The 17,242-nt window shown below is 75.6% G+C and carries 16 protein-coding genes and 1 pseudogene; 8 read left to right on the forward strand and 9 right to left on the reverse strand.

Annotation, left to right across the window (positions count from 1 at the left end):
- From ACWEMJ_RS04465 to ACWEMJ_RS04480, 4 genes and pseudogenes are all read right to left on the reverse strand, one after another.
- Positions 1-331 (reverse strand): annotated as a pseudogene (locus ACWEMJ_RS04465) (RNA polymerase sigma factor SigF); the annotation flags it as partial.
- A 139-nt stretch (positions 332-470) separates the two neighbouring features.
- Positions 471-782 (reverse strand): STAS domain-containing protein, encoded by a 312-nt coding sequence (locus ACWEMJ_RS04470; RefSeq protein ID WP_452135456.1) that lies wholly within the window; start codon positions 780-782, stop codon positions 471-473.
- A gap of 20 nt (positions 783-802) precedes the next feature.
- A complete protein-coding gene (locus tag ACWEMJ_RS04475; RefSeq protein ID WP_452135457.1) occupies positions 803-1,912 on the reverse strand; it encodes a cobalamin B12-binding domain-containing protein in 1,110 nt (369 codons plus the stop codon).
- A complete protein-coding gene (locus ACWEMJ_RS04480) occupies positions 1,909-3,597 on the reverse strand; it encodes a PP2C family protein-serine/threonine phosphatase (protein WP_452135458.1) in 1,689 nt (562 codons plus the stop codon). Before ACWEMJ_RS04480 ends, ACWEMJ_RS04475 begins: the two co-directional genes overlap by 4 nt.
- A gap of 389 nt (positions 3,598-3,986) precedes the next feature.
- Between ACWEMJ_RS04480 and ACWEMJ_RS04485 the strand changes: the two genes are divergently transcribed.
- A complete protein-coding gene (locus ACWEMJ_RS04485; protein ID WP_452135459.1) occupies positions 3,987-4,421 on the forward strand; it encodes an ATP-binding protein in 435 nt (144 codons plus the stop codon).
- A 55-nt stretch (positions 4,422-4,476) separates the two neighbouring features.
- On the opposite strand, the gene ACWEMJ_RS04490 is transcribed toward ACWEMJ_RS04485, so the two are convergent.
- Positions 4,477-4,884 (reverse strand): SsgA family sporulation/cell division regulator, encoded by a 408-nt coding sequence (locus ACWEMJ_RS04490; protein WP_452135460.1) that lies wholly within the window; start codon positions 4,882-4,884, stop codon positions 4,477-4,479.
- 444 nt (positions 4,885-5,328) lie between these two features.
- On the opposite strand from ACWEMJ_RS04490, the gene ACWEMJ_RS04495 reads away from it, so the two are divergent.
- The 6 genes from ACWEMJ_RS04495 to ACWEMJ_RS04520 are packed head-to-tail and all read left to right on the forward strand — an operon-like array spanning position 5,329 to position 11,508.
- Positions 5,329-6,165: an STAS domain-containing protein gene (locus tag ACWEMJ_RS04495; RefSeq protein WP_452135461.1), complete on the forward strand. Its 837-nt coding sequence runs from the start codon at positions 5,329-5,331 to the stop codon at positions 6,163-6,165.
- A complete protein-coding gene (locus ACWEMJ_RS04500; protein ID WP_452135462.1) occupies positions 6,162-6,539 on the forward strand; it encodes an STAS domain-containing protein in 378 nt (125 codons plus the stop codon). The genes ACWEMJ_RS04495 and ACWEMJ_RS04500 overlap by 4 nt, the downstream gene beginning before the upstream one ends.
- Positions 6,536-6,952: an anti-sigma regulatory factor gene (locus ACWEMJ_RS04505; RefSeq protein WP_452135463.1), complete on the forward strand. Its 417-nt coding sequence runs from the start codon at positions 6,536-6,538 to the stop codon at positions 6,950-6,952. The genes ACWEMJ_RS04500 and ACWEMJ_RS04505 overlap by 4 nt, the downstream gene beginning before the upstream one ends.
- A complete protein-coding gene (locus ACWEMJ_RS04510; RefSeq protein ID WP_452135464.1) occupies positions 6,940-8,097 on the forward strand; it encodes an ATP-binding SpoIIE family protein phosphatase in 1,158 nt (385 codons plus the stop codon). The genes ACWEMJ_RS04505 and ACWEMJ_RS04510 overlap by 13 nt, the downstream gene beginning before the upstream one ends.
- A complete protein-coding gene (locus ACWEMJ_RS04515) occupies positions 8,094-9,899 on the forward strand; it encodes an ATP-binding protein (RefSeq protein WP_452135465.1) in 1,806 nt (601 codons plus the stop codon). Before ACWEMJ_RS04510 ends, ACWEMJ_RS04515 begins: the two co-directional genes overlap by 4 nt.
- Positions 9,880-11,508 carry a SpoIIE family protein phosphatase gene (locus ACWEMJ_RS04520; RefSeq protein ID WP_452135466.1) on the forward strand — a complete coding sequence of 543 codons (1,629 nt, stop codon included), beginning with the start codon at positions 9,880-9,882 and terminating at the stop codon, positions 11,506-11,508. Before ACWEMJ_RS04515 ends, ACWEMJ_RS04520 begins: the two co-directional genes overlap by 20 nt.
- Here ACWEMJ_RS04520 and ACWEMJ_RS04525 read toward each other — a convergent pair.
- From ACWEMJ_RS04525 to ACWEMJ_RS04535, 3 genes are read right to left on the reverse strand one after another with little or no spacing between them, the layout of a single operon-like run.
- Positions 11,501-12,334 carry a phosphatase PAP2 family protein gene (locus ACWEMJ_RS04525; RefSeq protein WP_452135467.1) on the reverse strand — a complete coding sequence of 278 codons (834 nt, stop codon included), beginning with the start codon at positions 12,332-12,334 and terminating at the stop codon, positions 11,501-11,503. The two genes, ACWEMJ_RS04520 and ACWEMJ_RS04525, sit on opposite strands and share 8 nt — an antisense overlap.
- Entirely contained in the window at positions 12,331-13,344 is a 1,014-nt protein-coding gene (locus tag ACWEMJ_RS04530) for a YihY/virulence factor BrkB family protein (RefSeq protein ID WP_452135468.1), read from the reverse strand. Before ACWEMJ_RS04530 ends, ACWEMJ_RS04525 begins: the two co-directional genes overlap by 4 nt.
- Complete coding sequence (locus ACWEMJ_RS04535; protein WP_452135469.1) at positions 13,344-15,071, reverse strand: diacylglycerol kinase family protein; 1,728 nt, start codon at positions 15,069-15,071, stop codon at positions 13,344-13,346. The genes ACWEMJ_RS04530 and ACWEMJ_RS04535 overlap by 1 nt, the downstream gene beginning before the upstream one ends.
- Before the next feature lie 131 nt (positions 15,072-15,202).
- Between ACWEMJ_RS04535 and ACWEMJ_RS04540 the strand changes: the two genes are divergently transcribed.
- The gene (locus ACWEMJ_RS04540) at positions 15,203-16,462 is read left to right on the forward strand and encodes a phospholipase D-like domain-containing protein (RefSeq protein ID WP_452135470.1); all 1,260 of its coding nucleotides are present in this window, start codon (positions 15,203-15,205) and stop codon (positions 16,460-16,462) included.
- Between the two features lie 76 nt (positions 16,463-16,538).
- Here the strand turns inward: ACWEMJ_RS04540 and ACWEMJ_RS04545 are convergent, their stop codons facing one another.
- A complete protein-coding gene (locus tag ACWEMJ_RS04545) occupies positions 16,539-16,709 on the reverse strand; it encodes a hydrophobic protein (RefSeq protein WP_452135588.1) in 171 nt (56 codons plus the stop codon).
- Between the last annotated feature and the right edge of the window lie 533 nt (positions 16,710-17,242).

Here is a 17,242-nt window from a genome sequence, read left to right on the forward strand (position 1 = left end):
GGCCGAAGCGGCGGATGGCGAAGCGGACCAGGGTCAGGTTGAGTTCGATGAGGGTGGCGCGGACGTAGCTGAACTCGCGGGTGCCCTCCTCCAGGTCCGCCAGGCGGCGCAGCAGCACGCGGCTGAGCTCGCGGGCGTCGGCGGGGCTGGCGTTGGCGGGGTCCGCAAGGGCGTCCCAGGCGAGCCCGGAGTCCGCGGCCGTGCCGAGGGGGCCCGTGCCGAGGGGGCCCGCGCCGAGGGGGTCGGCCGACGGCAGGGAGGGCGCTCCGATCGGGTCGGAGGTCACCGCAGCGGGTGCGGACAGAAGGAGTTCATCAGTGGGCACAGGCATGCCTTTCCTTTCCTCGTCTCCGGCCGGTCCGCCCCCGGTTACCCGATCACGCGGCGGACATGCCTGGCAAACGGATGAAATCCGATGTGACGCCCGTCACTGCGAGGCGGGGTGCGGATCCCGCGCATGCCCGCGGGCCTCAGCTCGGCGGCTCGGGGTGGTCGGCGAGCAGGTAGGCGGCGGTGCCGGTCAGGTGGAGGAGGCGGTCGAGGTCGGCGGGGCGGGCGTCCAGGAAGAGGCGGCGGCCGGCCGCGTCGGCGTCGCGGCGGAGCTGGAGCAGGACGGACAGGCCCAGCGCGTCGCAGTGCGACATGCCGTGGCAGTCCAGCCGGACCACCTGCGCGTCCGGCCGGCCGGCGAGGCCGGCGGCGACGGCGGCGAGCAGGTCGTCGCCGCTCTCGTGGTCGAGCTCGCCGACCACCGGGACGGTGACGGAGACGGGCCTGGTCACGGCGGGATGTTCGGGGGTGCTCATGAGGGGGAACCGGCCTCCGTGGACGCCGGCCGGACCGCCGCCAGAGTGGCGACGCTGCGCGGCAGGTCGCGCAGTTCGCCCGCGAGGACCCGCAGCGAGAACGCCAGGAACGTGGGCGGCACCCGGCGGGCGGTCAGCACGTCCGTCGTCCACCCGAGGAAGCCGGTGAACAGCTCGGGGTCGCCCATGTACAGCGACACCGCCAACTGTTCGACGATGTGGCCCAGGTCGGCGAGCGTGTGCTCGCGCTGGAGCTCGGTGTAGCTCCGGACCGGCGCGAACTCCCGTTCCAGCGCCGCCATCACGGCGGCCACCAGCTGCCGGGAGCTCCGGCTGACCAGCGTGTACTCCTGGTCGACCAGGTGCGGCAGGGCGTCGATCGGCGGGTGCGGGGAGTCGGGCACGGGCAGGCCCGCGGCGAGGCGGACGGCCGCGTCCCGGGCGTCGCGGGCCCAGGCGTCCGCGCCGAGCAGGAACGCGTGGCGCCCGTCCGGTCCGAACGCCGCGCCGCCCGCCATCACCGGCACGCCCGCCGCCTGCGCGGCCGTGATCGCGGCGTGCGCGACCGGCAGCCGGGCCGACAGCGAGGCGGACAGCGCCAGCGCGTCGGGTGCGGTGCGGTGCAGGTGCGCGATCAGGTGCGGGGTCGGGCACTGGGCGCCGAGGTAGTCCACCTTCCAGCCGCGCAGCACCAGCACCTCGGTGAGCAGCCGCGCCGGGAAGGCATGCCACTCCCCGTCCACGCAGGCCACCGTGACCCGGCCGCGGGTCGGCCGCGGCTCGGCGGCGACGAACGCCGGATGGCCGGAGAGCAGCGCCACCACCCGGTCGTTCACGGCGGTCGCGGCGTGCTCCTGGACCACGCTGATCCGGTCGGCCGCCCACTCCCGGCCGATCCGGGCCTGCACCGGGGCGATCACGTCGAGCAGCAGCGCCTCCGGGTCGAGGCCGGACTCCAGCGCGCCCAGCGCCAGCGCGGCCGCGGTCGACTGGTCGCCGTCCAGCACGGCCGTCCAGAGCCGGTCCCTCCAGTCGGCGAGGTCGGCCGCACCGGTCCGGCGGGTGAGGTGGGGAGCGGCGGGGGCAGCCAGCGGCTGGACGGTCATGCGGCACGCCCCCGCCGGGCGCCGACCAGCGCGAGGTGGCCGCGCGGCGGCGCGGCGATCACCATCACCGCCATGTCGTCGTGCCGTCCGTCCCGGATCCACTGCGAGGCCAGCATCTGCACCCGTTCCACGATCGCCTCCGCCGGCATGCCGGCACACTCGCTCAACGCCTGTTGCAGCCGGTGGTCGCCGAACTGCTCCCGCCCGGTCGGCCCGCCCCTGGCCTCGGTGATGCCGTCGCTGTACAGCACGCAGGCCTCGCCCGGGTCCAGCACCACCGTGTCGGTCCGGGTGGTGGCCTCCGGCAGCACCCCCACGATGCTGCCCAGGGTGCTGGACGGGACCACCCGGCCGTCGGCGCGCACCACCATCGGCGCCGGATGCCCGGCCGCCGACAGCCGCACCCGGACCCGCTCGTCCTCGCGCCGCACCGACGCCAGCACCAGCGAGACGAACCGGGTGTGGTGCGAGGTCAGCAGCGCCCGGTTCAGCAGCTGCAGCACCTGCTGGTGGTCGTCCGCCAGCGGCAGCAGCGCGTGCAGGGTGTTGCGCACCTTGCCGGTCATCACCGCCGCCTGGAGGCCCTTGCCGCTGACGTCGCCGAGCAGTGCCAGGGTCTCGCCGCCCGGCTCCGCGGCCGGGTGCACGTCGTAGAAGTCGCCGCCGACCCGGTCGCGGTCCACCGACGCCCGGTAGCCGCCCGCGAAGTCCACGCCGTCCAGGTGCGACAGCGCCGGCGGCAGCAGCTCGTGCATCAGCAGGTCGGTCACCGAAGCCTGCTCGGAGTACATCACCGCCGCCGAGACCGCCGCGCCGGCCCGCGCGGCGAACATCCGGGCGAACACCTCCTCGCCGCCGTCGAACCCGTCGGTGCCCGGGGCGCGCAGCAGCACCAGCGCGCCCGCCGGGACGCCGTGCCCGGGCAGCGGCGTGACCACCACCGAGCCGACCGGCCCCAGGCCCGGCGGGACCAGCCACTCCGGGGTGGCCGACGGGTCGATCCAGCGCGACGGCACCGGCGGGAAGCCGCGCAGCGCCTCCGCCAGGCCCGGCACCTCCGCCGGATCGGCCCGCACCTGGACGTGCACCGGGTCGCCGTCGCCCAGCGCCGAGACGAAACGCAGCGTCCGGCCGCGCATCGGGGCCACCACCACGGCGGCGTCCGCGAGGTGCAGCGCCGCCTGCCGGACCGCGATCTCCAGGATGCGGTCGACGTTCAGCGAGGACAGCAGCAGCCCCGACAGCCGGGTCAGCAGCTCCCAGTCGCACGGCCCGTCGGCCGGCGGATTCGGCCGCAGCGCCGAACAGCCCTCGGCGGCCACGAACCACCACACCACGCTGCCGTCCTGCTGCGGCGACGGGTGCGCCTCGACCGTCCCGGACACCGGATCCGTGTGCCGGACCCGACCGGGGCGCGCACCGCGGGGGGCCTGCGCGGGCAGCCGCAGGTGCGCCCGCAGCAGCCAGGCCGGGACCGGGCCCGCCGCGTCGGCCGTCCCGTCGGTCGTGTCGCCGGGCACCGCGTCGGGCGCTCCGCCGGCCAGCAGGCGGCGCGCGCTGTCGCTGGCGTGCAGCAGCGTGCCGGCACGATCCAGCACCGCCACCGGGTACGGGGAGCCGGCCAGGAACCGGGCGCCGGCCGTCGCCGGGGAGGAAGGCGGCAGGAAAGTGGGAGAAGAAGCCATCGTCGGGGCCCTGACGGACCCTCACCTCACAATCGATCGTCGCCGACCGCGAATCCCGCGGGGTGCCGCGCTCGACGAGCGTGGTGCGGGGACCGACAGCGACCCAGGTCGCGTCGGGCAAGGCCGCACCCGAACGGCCATGCTATCGCCCCCGCCGACCGGCCCCGGAGCCCGCTGCGGGCCCGCGACCGGGCCCGGGGCCGCGCCTGCGACCGGCCTCGGCGGCGCGCGAAACGGGCTGCGCGGGACGGGCGTTCGGGGCCGGCGGTCGTCCGGAAGTCGCGCGGGCGGTGTGACGAGCCGTCGCCCGGGCACCCGGAGGGGTGACAGACTCGCGTGCTGCCCGGTCTTCGGGCCGCCGCGCGGACCGGCCGACCGGAGGACACCGCATGCACGTAGCCGACACCGACCCGACCGGGAGGCACGCCCTCGCCGGCGGCGCCGCGCGGCCCGGAGCCGGCCCGGCCGTGCGCACCGCCGGCCAGGCCCGCGCCGCCGTCCGGGCCGCGCTCGGCCGGCACGCCGAGAACGCACGACTGGTCGGCGACGCCTGCCTGGCCGCCACCGAACTCGTCACCAACGCCGTCCGGCACGCCGGGGGAGTCACCGGCTTCGACGCCCGGCTGCGCGAGGACGGCACGGTGCTGACCATCGAGGTCGACGACGCCGACGACCGCCACCCCTGCGGGGACGACTCCAGCCTGCGGGACCCGACCCGGGTGGGCGGGCGCGGCTGGCTGCTGGTGCAGCTGCTCGCGGACAGCTGGGAGATCCGGTCGCTGGTCGGCGGCGGCAAGCGGATCAGGATCACGTTCGACGCGTGACGCCGCCCGCCGCGCCCGGGCGGGCGGGCGCGGCCCCGGTGGGGCCGGGCGGGGTTCAGGCGAGCAGCTGGGCGAGGACCGAGTCGAGGTCGAGGTGTTCGGACTCGGTGCCGGGTGCGACCAGGGCGAAGGCGTCGGCGAGGAGCGCGTCCACCGCGTCGCCGGGGATGCTGATCACGGCGCGGCCGGCGGAGGACGGGCTGAGGGTGACCAGGACGCGGCCGTCGGGGCCGGGGGCGACCAGGACGTCACCGTCGCCGCAGGGGGTGCGGCGGCCCTCGTCCAGCAGGTCGCGGCCGAAGAACCACTCGATGGTCTCGCCCTCGGGGCCGCGCGACGGGAAGGCCAGGCAGACGCCGTAGGGGAGGGTCGTCTCGAAGCGGAGCTGCGCGGTGAGCGCGACGTCCGGGTAGGGGCCCTCGGGGAGAGTGACGGACGTCGAGCGGGAGGTGGCGACGGGCATGCGGCGGTACCCCATTCTGCTGGAGGAGGCGGTCCCGGTGAGTTCCGGACGGCCGGCGAGCGGCACGGCGCGACTACCCTGACCGGCCCGGTCCACTCCGTGCGGTTGCGGAACCGTTACTGCGACGTCGGCGGGCTTCCCGCCGGCCGCCGGGGGCAGCCGCGATCGGCGTCGGCCCGCGCGGGCGAGCCGAGAACCAGGACTGAACCCCGGCCCCCGGACGGACCGAACCGTCCCGGCATGCAAGGGAGTTGACGCACGCCGCCCGGAGCCCCGGCGGCGGCCCCGCCGCACCGGCCGGAAAAACCTCCGCCGCAGGCGCATACCTCGCGCCGACCGGGGCAGCCGGAGCGCGGTGATCGCCGAGCCCCGCCGGGGTCGGGCGATCACCGAGGACAGCCAGGCCCCCCGTCCGGGGAGCCGGACCAGCAAGGAGAACGCCTCATGGCGGTGGAGCATGCGTCGGAACGGCTCGTGGAGCTGCTGGACCGGGACGACGCCGTGCAGGGCCAGTGGGTCGACGCGGTGTCGGCCACCCTCGGCGGCCGGATCAGCCGCGCCGAACTGGAACGCGAGCTGACCGACCTGTACCAGGCGCTGGCCCAGGCGCTTCGCAAGGGCGGCCTGGACTGGCGTGGCGAGGGCTACTCGGAGGTCCGCGCGCTCCTGATCGAACTGTCCCGCACCCGCGCCCGGCACGGGTTCACGCCCACCGAGACCGCGATCAGCGTGTTCGCCTGCAAGGACGTGCTCGCCCCGACCACCGACAGCAGCGCCGAGGACATCACGGCCTACCTGCAGCTGACCCGGCTGCTGGACGCGCTCGGCCTGTTCACCATCGAGGCCTACGCCCGCACCCGCGAGGAGATCATCAGCGCCCAGGCCGAGCAGCTGCTCGAACTGTCCACCCCGGTCGTCAAGTTGTGGGAGGGCGTGGTCGCCGTGCCGCTGGTCGGCACGCTCGACTCCGCACGCACCCAGGTGGTGATGGAGAAGCTGCTGCAGAGCCTGGTCGACTCCGAGTCCGAACACGCCATCATCGACATCACCGGCGTGCCCGCCGTGGACACCGAGGTCGCCCAGCACCTGCTGAAGACCGTCGTCGCCGCCCGGCTGATGGGCGCCGAGTGCACCATCTCCGGCATCCGGCCGCAGATCGCGCAGACGCTGGTCGCGCTCGGCGTCCAGTTCGGCGACATCGTCACCAAGGCGACCCTCGCCGACGCGCTCCGCCACGTCCTGCACCGCAGCTCCACCCAGCAGCCCGGCGGTGAGCTGTGAGCGACCGCGTCCCCATTCTGCGGATCGGCCAGGTCCTGCTGGTCTCCATCCAGATCGACCTGGAGGACCAGACCGTCCTCGACCTCCAGGACGACCTGGCCGAGCGGATCGTCGCCACCGGCGCCGGCGGCGTCGTCATCGACATCACCGCCCTGGAGATCGTCGACTCCTTCGTCGGCCGGATGCTCGCCAACACCGCCGCGATCTCCCGCATGCTCGACGCCGAGACCGTCGTCGTCGGCATGCGCCCCGCCGTCGCCATCACCCTCGTCGAACTCGGCCTCTCGCTCGGCGGGGTGCGCACCGCGCTCACCCTCGACAAGGGCCTGGCACTCCTCGAACGCGACCGTACCGCGCGTACGGGCCGCCCATGACCGGGCCCGAGGTGGAGCAGGAGGAGACCGTCCCCATCGTGTCCAACGACGACGTGGTCCGCGCCCGGCAGACCGTGCGGACGTACGCCCAGCAGTGCGGGCTGTCCCTGGTCGACCAGACCAAACTGGTCACCGCCGCCAGCGAACTCGCCCGCAACACGCTGGTCTACGGCGGCGGCGGCCGGATGCGCTGCGCCACCGTCCGCCGCGCCGGCAAGGTCGGCGTGCACACCGTGTTCGAGGACAACGGGCCCGGCATCGCCGACCTCGACCTGGCGCTCACCGACGGCTGGACGTCCGGCGGCGGCCTCGGCCTCGGCCTCAGCGGCGCCCGCCGCCTGGTCGACGACTTCGACCTGCACAGCGACCCCGCCACCGGGACGAGGGTGTCGGTGACCAAGTGGAAGCGCTGACCTCCCCGCTGCACGAATGCGAGGACGCGGTGTGGCTGCGGCACAGCGAATCGCTGCCCGCCGCCGCCCGCAACGCCGCCCGCCAGATCGCCCACCGCATCGGGCTGCTGCCCGAACGCGTCGCGGAGGTCGAGGTCGCGGTCAGCGAAGCCGCCACCAACCTGCGCCGGCACGCCGCCGACGGGGCGATGGTGCTGCGGGTGGTGCGCACCGACACCGAGGCCGCCCTGGAGTTCCTCACCATGGACGGCGGCCCCGGGATGGCCAACGTCCCCGGCGCACTCGCCGACGGCTACTCCTCGCACGGCACCCTCGGCATCGGCCTCGGCGCGATCGCCCGGCTCGCCGACACCTTCGACCTGCACTCGCTGCCCGGCCGGGGCACGGTACTCGCCGCCCGGTGCTGGAACCGCACCCCCGGCGGCCGGGCCGCCGCCGCCCAGGGCGAACCCGTCGCCGCGGGCCTCACCCGCCCGATGAGCGGACAGGACCTGTGCGGCGACGCCTGGGCGATCCGCCCCGCCGCCCCCGCCCCGGCGCGCGCGCCCCGGCCCGCCGCCGTCCCCACCCGCCTCGACTGGGCGGCGCTCACCAACCGCGCCGCCCCCCGCCCGGCCGCACCCGGGCCGACCGGCAGCGGCGCGTTCCTGCTGATGTTCTGCGACGGCCTCGGCCACGGCCCGCTCGCCTCCCGCGCCACCTCCGACGCCGTCGCCGCGTTCCACCACAGCCCCGCCCAGGCCCCGGAACAGGTCCTCGCCGACCTGCACCGCGCACTGCGCGCCGGCCGCGGCGGCGCGATCGCCGTCGCCCTGATCGAACCCGCCGAGCGGCGGCTGACCTTCAGCGGCGTCGGCAACATCGGCGCCTTCGTGGTGGACACCGCCACCGGCGGACGCCGCGCGCTGCCGTCCACCCCCGGCATCGTCGGCCACCAGATGACCACCCCGCACACCGTCCGGCAGGAACTCCCGCCGCACAGCGCCGTCGTCCTGCACTCCGACGGGCTCACCGACCGCTGGCGGGCCGCCGACGTCCCCGGCCTGTTCGGCCACCTGCCCGTCACCGCGGCCGCCCTGCTGCTGCGCGACGCCGGCGTGCGCCGGGACGACGCCGGCGTGGTCGTCGCGAAGGGCGCCTGGTGAACGTACCGCCCCTCCGCCCGCCCACCCGCCCGTCCGTACCCCTGGAGGCCACCGCCATCGCCACCGCCCAGGACACCTTCGCGCTGCGGCGCAGCGCCCGCGCCGTCGCCGACCTGCTCGGCGCCGACGGGCAGGACGCCGTCCGACTGGCCACCGCCCTCAGCGAACTCAGCCGCGACCTGCTCGGCGCCGACCGGCTCACCGCGTCCTTCGCGCTGCACACCGACCCGGTGCCGGTCCTGCACGTCACGCTCTCCTGGCACGGCGTGCACCGGCTGTCCGAGGAGGCCCTGGAGGCCTCCGGCCGGCTGCTGCCCACCCACCACCGGCGCACCGAGGACGGCGGCACCGCCCGGATCGAGCAGCGCCTGCACCCCGACCGCGGGCCCGGCCCGGAACTGGTCGAACGCGCTCGCCGGCTGCTCGCCGCGCACACCGGCCCCAGCGCCCACGAGGACTCCCGCGACCGCACCCGTGACCTGATCGCCGCACTCGAACACAGCCGCGCCCAGCACGAGGAGCTCCAGCGGCTCAACAGCGAACTGGAGGAGACCAACCGGGGCGTCCTCGCGCTGTACTCCGAACTCTCCCGGGAACTGGAGGAGACCAACCGCGGCGTGGTCGCCCTCTACGCCGAACTCGACGAAAAATCACGACAGTTGAGGGAGGCCAGCGAAGCCAAGAGCCGGTTCTGGGCGAACGTCAGCCACGAGCTGCGCACCCCCGTCAACTCCGTCGTCGGCCTCGCCGAACTGCTGCGCGCCGACGCCGACGCGCCGCCCGCCGAACGCGAGCGCCACCTCACCCTGATCGCCGAGTCCGGCCGCACCCTGCTCGGCCTGGTCGACGAACTGCTCGACGTCGCCAAGGCCGAGTCCGGCACCCTGGAACCCCAGTGGGCGCCGCTTGACCTGCGCGCCGTCCTCACCCACCTCGAAGGCACCCTGCGCGGCCTGGCCCGCCCCGGCGTCGACCTGCGGATCGGCCCCGTCCCCGACGGCCTCGAACCGCTGCTCGGCGACGAGACGATGCTCGGCCGGATCCTGCGCAACCTGCTCTCCAACGCGCTGAAATTCACCGAGACCGGCAGCGTCCGCCTCGACACCCGCCTCGAACCGCCCGGCGACGACACCGCCCCGCCCACCCTCGTGCTGACCGTCACCGACACCGGCATCGGCATCCCGCCCGGCCAGCAGCAACGCGTCTTCGAGGAGTTCTACCAGGTCAGAGGCCCGCACCAGCGAGGCCGCCGCGGCACCGGCCTCGGCCTGCCCTACGCCCGCCGGCTCACCGAGATCCTCGGCGGCACCCTCCACCTGGACTCCGCGCCCGGCCGCGGCACCACCCTCACCGTCCGCCTCCCCGCCCACCTCGCCACCGGCCCCGCCGCGGCCCGCCCGGCGGTGCTGCTCGCCGTCGACGACGACGCCGCGTTCCGCGCCTTCCTGCGGCCCCTGCTGCACGAGATCGCCGACCGCGTCGTCGAGGTCGAGGACGGCGCCGAGGCCCACGCCGCCGCCCGCCGCACCCGCCCCGACGCCGTCGTCCTCGACCTCCACCTCGGCGACACCGACGGCTACGACGTCCTCGCCGCCCTCCAGGCCGACCCCGCCCTCGCGCACCTGCCGGTCGTCGTCATCACCTCCGCCACCCTCACCGCCGCCGACCGCGCCCGCCTCGCCCACGCCCGCGCCGTACTGCCCAAGACCGGCCTGACCGCCGCCCGGATCGCCGCCGCACTCGCCGGCCCGCGACCCGCCCCACCCCGCACCAGGACACCCCGTGACCAGCCCATCCACTGACGCCGGACCCGCCACCGTCCTCGTCCTCGACGACAACGACGCCACCCGCTACCTGATCGGCAGCTGGCTGCGCCGCTCAGGGCACACCGTCGTCGAAGCGGTCGACGGCACCCAGGCACTCGACCTGCTCGAACGCACCCCCGACGGGGAACTCCCCGAACTCGCCGTCGTCGACATCAGCCTCCCCGACATGACCGGCTTCGAGGTCTGCGAACGCATCAAACGGCACCCGCGCACCGCCGCCGTACCCGTCGTCCACGTCTCCGCCACCGCCATCGAGGCCAGCGACCGCACCCACGGCCTGCACCGCGGCGCCGACGCCTACCTGACCGAACCCATCGACCCCGCCGAACTCCAGGCCACCGTCACCGCCGTCCTCCGCTACGCCCGGGCCCGCAAACGCGCCGAACGCCTCGCCGCCCGGGTCGCCGCCCTGCACCGCGCCACCCTCGCCCTGTACGGAGCCACCGGCACCGACGCCCTGGTCACCTCCGCCGCGCTCGGCGCGATCCGGCTCGGCGCCGAACGCGCCACCGCCATCGCCCTCGGACCCGACCGCGACACCCTGCACCTCGCCCACCACGTCGACGGCCCCGCCCCCGTCCGACTGCTCCACGCCCGGCCCGTCCTGCTCGACGTCCTCGCCCGCCACACCCTCGGCGACGCCACCGGCACCGACCTGACCCTGCTCGACGCCGAGCAGTGGCGCACCGTCCTCGCCGACCACGGCCCGGCCGCCGGCGGACTGCCCACCGGCCCCGTCGCCCTCGTCGTCGCCCGCACCAAACCCGGCCGGCCGCTGGTCGCCCTCGCCGTCGACCGCGACGCCGTCGCCGCCCCCGACGTCCGCAGCCTGCTCTCCCAGCTCACCCAGGCCGCCGCCCTCGCGCTGGAGGCCCAACGCAGCCAGGCCGAGGAACACGCCCTCGCGCTCACCCTCCAACGCTCCTTCCTGCCCGGCCGGCTCCCCGCCGTCCCCGGCGTCGAACTCGCCGTCCGCTACGAGCCCGCCTCCGACCGCAGCGAGATCGGCGGCGACTTCTACGAAGCCATCGACACCCCCGCCGGCCTGCTGCTCGCCATCGGCGACGTCGCCGGACACTCGCTGGAGGCCGCCATGGCGATGGGCGAACTCCGCCACGCGCTGCGCGCCTACGCCGTCGAGGGCCACGACCCGCAGACCCTGCTGCGCCGCCTCGACACCCTGCTGGTGCACCTGCGGCCCGGCCTGACCGCCACCGTCTGCCTGGTGCTCATCGAACCCGACCGCCGCCGCCTGCACCTCGCCAACGCCGGACACCTGCCGCCGCTGCTGCGCCTGCCCGACGGCACCACCCGCTTCCTCGACGAGCACGGCATCCTGCTCGGCCTCAACATGCCGCAGCCGCCGGCCACCACCCACCCCGTGCCGCCGGGCGCCACCCTGCTGATGGTCACCGACGGACTGATCGAAGTCCCCGGCGAACACCTCCAGACCGGCCTCGAAGCGCTCCGCGACGCCTTCGCCGAAGCGCCCGCCGAACCCGACCGCACCGGCGACCTGCTGCTGTCCACCTTCGCCAAGGCGCAGACCGACGACGTCGCCCTGCTGGTGGCCCGCCTCAGCTGAACCCGCCCTTGCGGGGCGGCCGTTCGGGGCCCTCCGGCCCGGCCGCGGCCAGCTCCGGCTCCAACCCCTCGGCGAGCGGCGCCGGCGGACGACCGGTCTCCCGCCGCCAGCCCTCGAACGCCCACGCGGTCGCCGCGACCAGCGCGAGACCGAGCAGCCAGCCCCCCAGCACATCGCTCACCCAGTGCACCCCCAGCGCGACCCGGGTGAAGCCCACCCCGACCACCACGACGGCCGCCGCCGCCCGCGTCGCGCCGCGCAGCGCGGGCCGCAGCACCGGCGGGAACACCAGCAGCAGCACCGCGCAGCAGGTCGCCGCCGTCATCGCATGCCCGGACGGGAACGAGAACCCCGGCGCGTGCGCCACCGGATCGGGCAGCGACGGCCGCGCCCGGGCCACCGCCGCCTTCACCGCCCACCCCACCAGCCCGGACGCCGCGACCGTGGCCACCGCCCACAGCGCCAGCCGCCACGCCCGCCGCCACAGCAGCCACCCCGCCGCGACCGCCACCAGCAGCCGCATCGTCACCGGATCCCCCACCCGGTCGCTCAGCACCCGCACCGCCTCCAGCAGCGCCGGGTGGCCGCGCACCGCCGTGTGCAGCCGCACCGCCGCCGACTCGTCGAGCCGGTGCAACGGCGCCCAGTGCGCCTCGACCAGCACCAGCAGCAGCGCCGTCGGCACCGCGGCCACCGCGAAGGCGGCCACGGCGGCCAGCAGGCGCTCGCCGAGGCGGAGGTCCGCGGAGCGGAGCGTCGGGCGGGGGCGGCGGGGGTGGCGGGGGCGGGATGTCGGGCGGAGTGCCGGGCGGGGGAGGCGGATCATCGTACGGTCCGTTCGTCGGTGCGGTCGGTGCGGTCGGTGCGGTCGGTGCGGTGCGTGGCGGGTTCCGGCGTCGGGGTGGACAGCGGGTCCGGCAGCACGGGGCCGGGGCGGCCGGTGCGGTCGGCCTCCAGCTGGGCGGCGAAGGACAGGCCGAGGAACAGCGCGACCGCCGTCAGATACGCCCACACCAGCAGCGAGAACACCGCGCTGAGCGGCCCGTAGATCGCGTCGAAGGACCCCGACAGGCGCAGGTAGAGGCTCAGCAGCCAGGTCGCCGCCACCCACAGCGCCAGGTAGACGCCCGCGCCGAACGCCAGCCAGCTGTAGCCCGGCTGACGGCGGCGCGGGGCCCGCCGGAACACCACGCTCGCCGAGACCAGGCTCAGCAGGACGCCCACCGGCCAGCGCAACCAGCTCCACGCCACGGCCGTGCCCGGACCCAGCCGGAACACCTCCTGTCCGGCCGCCGCGATCTGCGGACCGGCCACCAGCACCAGGAACCCGGTGCCCAGCGGCAGTCCCGCGCCCGCCGCCATCAGCACGGCCCGCCCGTACTTGCGGGGGAACGGCCGGTCCCGCTCGATGCCGTAGATCCGGTTCGCGCCGCGCTCGATCTGCGCCATCGCGGTCACCAGGTTGACCAGCGAGAACACTGCGCCGGCCCAGAGCGCGAGACTGCCCACGGCCTGCGCCCGGCTGCGCTCCAGCACCTCGTGCACCAGCCCCGCACTCGACGACGGCACCAGCCGTTCGACGGTGCCCGCCACCAGCTGCCCGACCGGCCCGCCGTGCACGGACGCGGCCAGGCCCACCACCGCGATCGCGAACGGGATCAACGCCAGCACCGCCTGGAACGCGAGCGCCCGCGCGTGGCTGAACCCGTCGGCGTACCGGAACCGCACGAAGGCGTCCCGCACCAGCGGCCACCGGCCGTGCCGGCGCAGCGTCAGCACCGCCTCGTCCGCCGACAGATGCTCCTGTCCGCCCCTGATCCGACTGGCCGTGCCCATCAGAGCGCCTCCTCGCGGGTCGTCGCCGCATACGTGGTGTGCGTGGTGTGCGTGGCCCGGTGGCGGTGCGGGGTGTCGCGGGCCTCGGCGCCGGGGGCTTCGCGGGTCTCGCGGGTCTCGCGGGTCTCGCGGGGGAGCCGGGCCGGTTCGGTGGGGGCCCCGGCCCGTCCGGGCACCCGGACCAGCAGGGCGCCCGGACGGGCCGTCAGCCGCAGCACGCGGCCGTCCGGGACGGGGTCGCCGTCGCACTCGCGCGGGCAGGGCCGGTCCGCGGCGAGGGTGATCCGGCGGCCGCGGAAGTGCTCCAGCGGCGCGTCCGGCCCGGTCCGTCGCGTACCGGTGGCCAGGGCCAGCAGGGCCGCGCCCCAGCCGCGCAGGCCGCGCGGCTGCACCAGGGCCAGATCCAGCAGCCCGTCGTCGGGCACCGCGTCCGGCAGCAGCCGTACCCCGCCCTGGAGGGCGCCGACGTTGCCGACCACCGCGGCCTCCACCCGGCGGCGCACCGGCGGCCGGTCGTCGACCGTCACGGTCAGTTCGATCCGCCGGTCCCGCAGGTGCCGGGCCGCGCCCACCAGGTAGGCGGGCCAGCCCAGCCGGCGCTTCAACGACCGGTCGGTGTCGGCCATCACGGCCGCGTCCAGGCCCATCCCGGCCATCGCCGCCGCCGCCCGGGCGGGGAAACCGTCGCCCTCCGCCCGCATCAGGTCGATCCGGCGGACCCGGCCGGCCAGCGCCGCCGCCAGCGCCTCCTCCGGGTCGGTCGGCAGGCCCAGGTTGCGGGCCAGCAGGTTGCCCGTGCCGCACGGCACGACCACCAGCGTCGCGCCGGTGCCCGCCAGCGCCTCCGCGCAGGCCGTCACGGTCCCGTCGCCGCCGCACGCCAGCACCGTGCGGGCGCCGTCCGCCAGGGCCCGCGCCGCCGCCGCCCGGCCCGAGTCCTCCGGCGCACCCGGCAGGCAGCGCGGGTCCGCGCAGCCGTACCGGGCCAGCACGGCGCGCAGCCGACCGAGCAGCTCCTCGTCGACCACCACCGGGTTGCGGACCACCGTGACCGGGCCCGCCAACCGCGTTGCCGCAGCGGGACGTTCACGCTCCGGCAGGGCCCGGCGGACCACCCACAGGGCCGCCGCGCCGTTCGCCAGGCCCGCCAGCACGTCCGTCGGGTGGTGCATCCCCCGGTACAGCCGGGACAGCGCCACCAGCACCGGCACCGCCCAGGCCAGCGCGCACAGCGGCACCCGCCACCGCCCGCGCACCCGCGACAGGGCGAGCAGTCCCAGCGCGCCGTACAGCGCGGCGGCCGCTCCCACATGGCCGGACGGGAAACCGGACGTCGGCAGCGCGCCGTCCAGCCGCTCCACCTCGGGCCGGGGCCGGTCGACCACCTTCGCGGCCAGCACGAACAGGGTCGCCTGCACCGTCACCGCACCCGCCGTCAGCGCCGCCCAGCGCCACCGGCCGCGCACCAGCAGCAGCACCGACACCAGTGCCGTCACCGTCACCACCGCCGGCGTGAAAGCCGCCGCCGACACCCACGAACTCGCCTGCGTGGCAACTGAGTTCCGGTGATCGGCCAGCCATCCCACCACCGCGCCCTCGCGCGGATCCCACCAGCCGGCGGGCGGACGGGTGACCAGCAGTCCCACCGAGATCAGCAGCGCAGCCTGCGTCACCACCGCCACCAGCAGCCGGACGACCGGCCGGCCGCCTCCCTGAGTCCTCGTCATGGCACCCGTGTCCCCCCACCGGCGGATTTCATCCCCGGCCGCGGACACGCCGCCGGGGACGGGCATCGAACCGTCGGCAGCGGGTAGCCGAGCGCGGCCATCCGCTACCGCGTCGAACGGAGAAGACACCCATGACGACCGAGGCCACCGCGCCCGAACCGGCCGCCGAACCGGGCGGCCCTGCTGTTCTTGCCGTTCCTGACCCTCCGACCGGCTCGTCACCGGCGGCCGGGACGGAGCGCGGGCGGGCGCTGCGCCGCCGACTGGAGGGACTGATCGGGATCGCCGCCACCGAAGGGAACCGGCTCACCCCGCTGCGCAACGGCGACGAGATCTTCCCCGCCATGCTGGAGGCCGTTGAGGGAGCGCGGCGGACGGTCGACCTGATGACGTTCGTCTACTGGCGCGGCGAGATCGCCCGCACCCTCGCCCGCGCCCTCGCCCGCAAGGCGGCCGAGGGCGTCCGGGTCCGCCTGCTGCTCGACGGCTTCGGCAGCCGCCTGATCGAACCCGAACTGCTCGACCTGATGCGCACCAGCGGAGTGCGGATCTCCTGGTTCCGCCGCCCGATCCGGCTCTCGCCGTTCAAGCAGAACCACCGCTGCCACCGCAAGGTCCTCGTCGTGGACGCCCGGGTCGCGTTCACCGGCGGCGTCGGCATCGCCGAGGAGTGGTGCGGCAACGCCCGCCACCCCGGCGAGTGGCGCGACACCCACGTCCGGGTGGTCGGCCCCGCCGTCGACGGCATCGCCGCCGCGTTCGCCCAGAACTGGGCCGAGTGCGCCCCCGGCACCCTCTACGACGACGCCGACCGCTTCGAGGAACACGAACAGCCCGGCAACTCCGTCGTCCAGGTGGTGCGCGGCTCCGCCAGCGTCGGCTGGCAGGACCTGCAGACCCTGATGCGGATCGTCATCTCCTCCGCCGAGCAGCGGCTGCGCCTGGCCACCGCGTACTTCGCCCCCGACGACTACTTCGTCGACCTGCTGTGCGCCGCCGCCCGCCGGGGCGTCGCCGTCGAACTCCTGGTGCCCGGCCGGTACACCGACAAGCGGGTGTGCCAGCTCGCCGGTGAACGGTACTTCGAACAACTCACCGCCGCGGGCGTCGCCGTGTGGCGCTACGGCCCGACGATGATGCACGCCAAGGTCCTCACCCTGGACGGCGCCGCCGCCGTGATCGGCTCGGCGAACTTCAACCGGCGCTCGCTCGACCACGACGAGGAAGTCGTCCTCACCGTCCTGGACGAGGAGTTCACCGCCGCACTCGACCGCCACTTCGACGAAGACCTCGCCCGCAGCGAACGCATCGCCCCCGGCCGCTGGCGCCGCCGCGGGCCCGCCCTGCGCGCACTGGAGACGGCCACCGCCCCCATCCGCCACTTCCTCTGACGGCGCCCCACCGCACGCGACGGCGGGCACCCCCGGAACTCCGAGGATGCCCGCCCGATGCCGTGCGGCCCGCCTACTACCAGCGGTACCACCGGCCGCGACCGCCACCGGCCGCCGTGCCGCGAGCGATGAAGCCCAGCAGCCACACCACGAGCACGAACAGCGCCACCCACCACAGCGCCTTCAGGGCGAAGCCGGCGCCGAAGAGCACCACAGCCAGCAGCAGAACGAGAAGAAGGGGAACCACGTCGGCCTCCACGGGTAGGTCTGTCCATCGATCTGTCGGTTCGTCCAGTGCGATCCGACCGCCGTCTGCCCGCCGACCCGGGGGTTATGCCGTCTTCCTCCCGAAATATCGCCCTGACGCCGAGCCAGGCGCCCACCCGCCCTCAACACCCGCCACCGGCCGGCCGGGGTGCGGCGCCGATGTGCGGGCTCGCAACAGCAGTCCCGGTCCAGGGCTGTGTACAGCGCTCCGTCGAGGACGAGAAGGTGGGAGGCGTCTGCTTGAGGTAGGGGACGGGTGGTGAGGGGGTGGCCGTCGTCCCCGCGGATGGCTCCTGCCGCGGGGGTGGGGTGCCGTGCTTCGGTCGCGCCTGTGCGGGAGGCGGGCAGGCGCCCATGTCACCTGGATGGACCTGACGGGGTGATCGTATTTCGGTTAGCCCGTGCGTGTTGTCTCAAGGAATCAGACACTGTACGAACTTTTCTCGGGGTAATTCTTTGCCGCTGCTGTGGTCGACCGGCATGTCACCCGGCGGAGAGGCTGGGGAAGCGCTC

It is taken from the genome of Kitasatospora sp. NPDC004531, assembly GCF_053602195.1.

What these genes read in the sequence shown, in the direction of transcription:
- ACWEMJ_RS04475 (WP_452135457.1), bottom strand. Translation starts at nt 1,912, where the DNA reads ATGACCGTCCAGCCGCTGGCTGCCCCCGCCGCTCCCCACCTCACCCGC.
- ACWEMJ_RS04480 (WP_452135458.1), bottom strand. Translation starts at nt 3,597, where the DNA reads ATGGCTTCTTCTCCCACTTTCCTGCCGCCTTCCTCCCCGGCGACGGCC.
- ACWEMJ_RS04485 (WP_452135459.1), top strand. Translation starts at nt 3,987, where the DNA reads ATGCACGTAGCCGACACCGACCCGACCGGGAGGCACGCCCTCGCCGGC.
- ACWEMJ_RS04490 (WP_452135460.1), bottom strand. Translation starts at nt 4,884, where the DNA reads ATGCCCGTCGCCACCTCCCGCTCGACGTCCGTCACTCTCCCCGAGGGC.
- ACWEMJ_RS04495 (WP_452135461.1), top strand. Translation starts at nt 5,329, where the DNA reads ATGGCGGTGGAGCATGCGTCGGAACGGCTCGTGGAGCTGCTGGACCGG.
- ACWEMJ_RS04505 (WP_452135463.1), top strand. Translation starts at nt 6,536, where the DNA reads ATGACCGGGCCCGAGGTGGAGCAGGAGGAGACCGTCCCCATCGTGTCC.
- ACWEMJ_RS04525 (WP_452135467.1), bottom strand. Translation starts at nt 12,334, where the DNA reads ATGATCCGCCTCCCCCGCCCGGCACTCCGCCCGACATCCCGCCCCCGC.
- ACWEMJ_RS04530 (WP_452135468.1), bottom strand. Translation starts at nt 13,344, where the DNA reads ATGGGCACGGCCAGTCGGATCAGGGGCGGACAGGAGCATCTGTCGGCG.
- ACWEMJ_RS04535 (WP_452135469.1), bottom strand. Translation starts at nt 15,071, where the DNA reads ATGACGAGGACTCAGGGAGGCGGCCGGCCGGTCGTCCGGCTGCTGGTG.
- ACWEMJ_RS04540 (WP_452135470.1), top strand. Translation starts at nt 15,203, where the DNA reads ATGACGACCGAGGCCACCGCGCCCGAACCGGCCGCCGAACCGGGCGGC.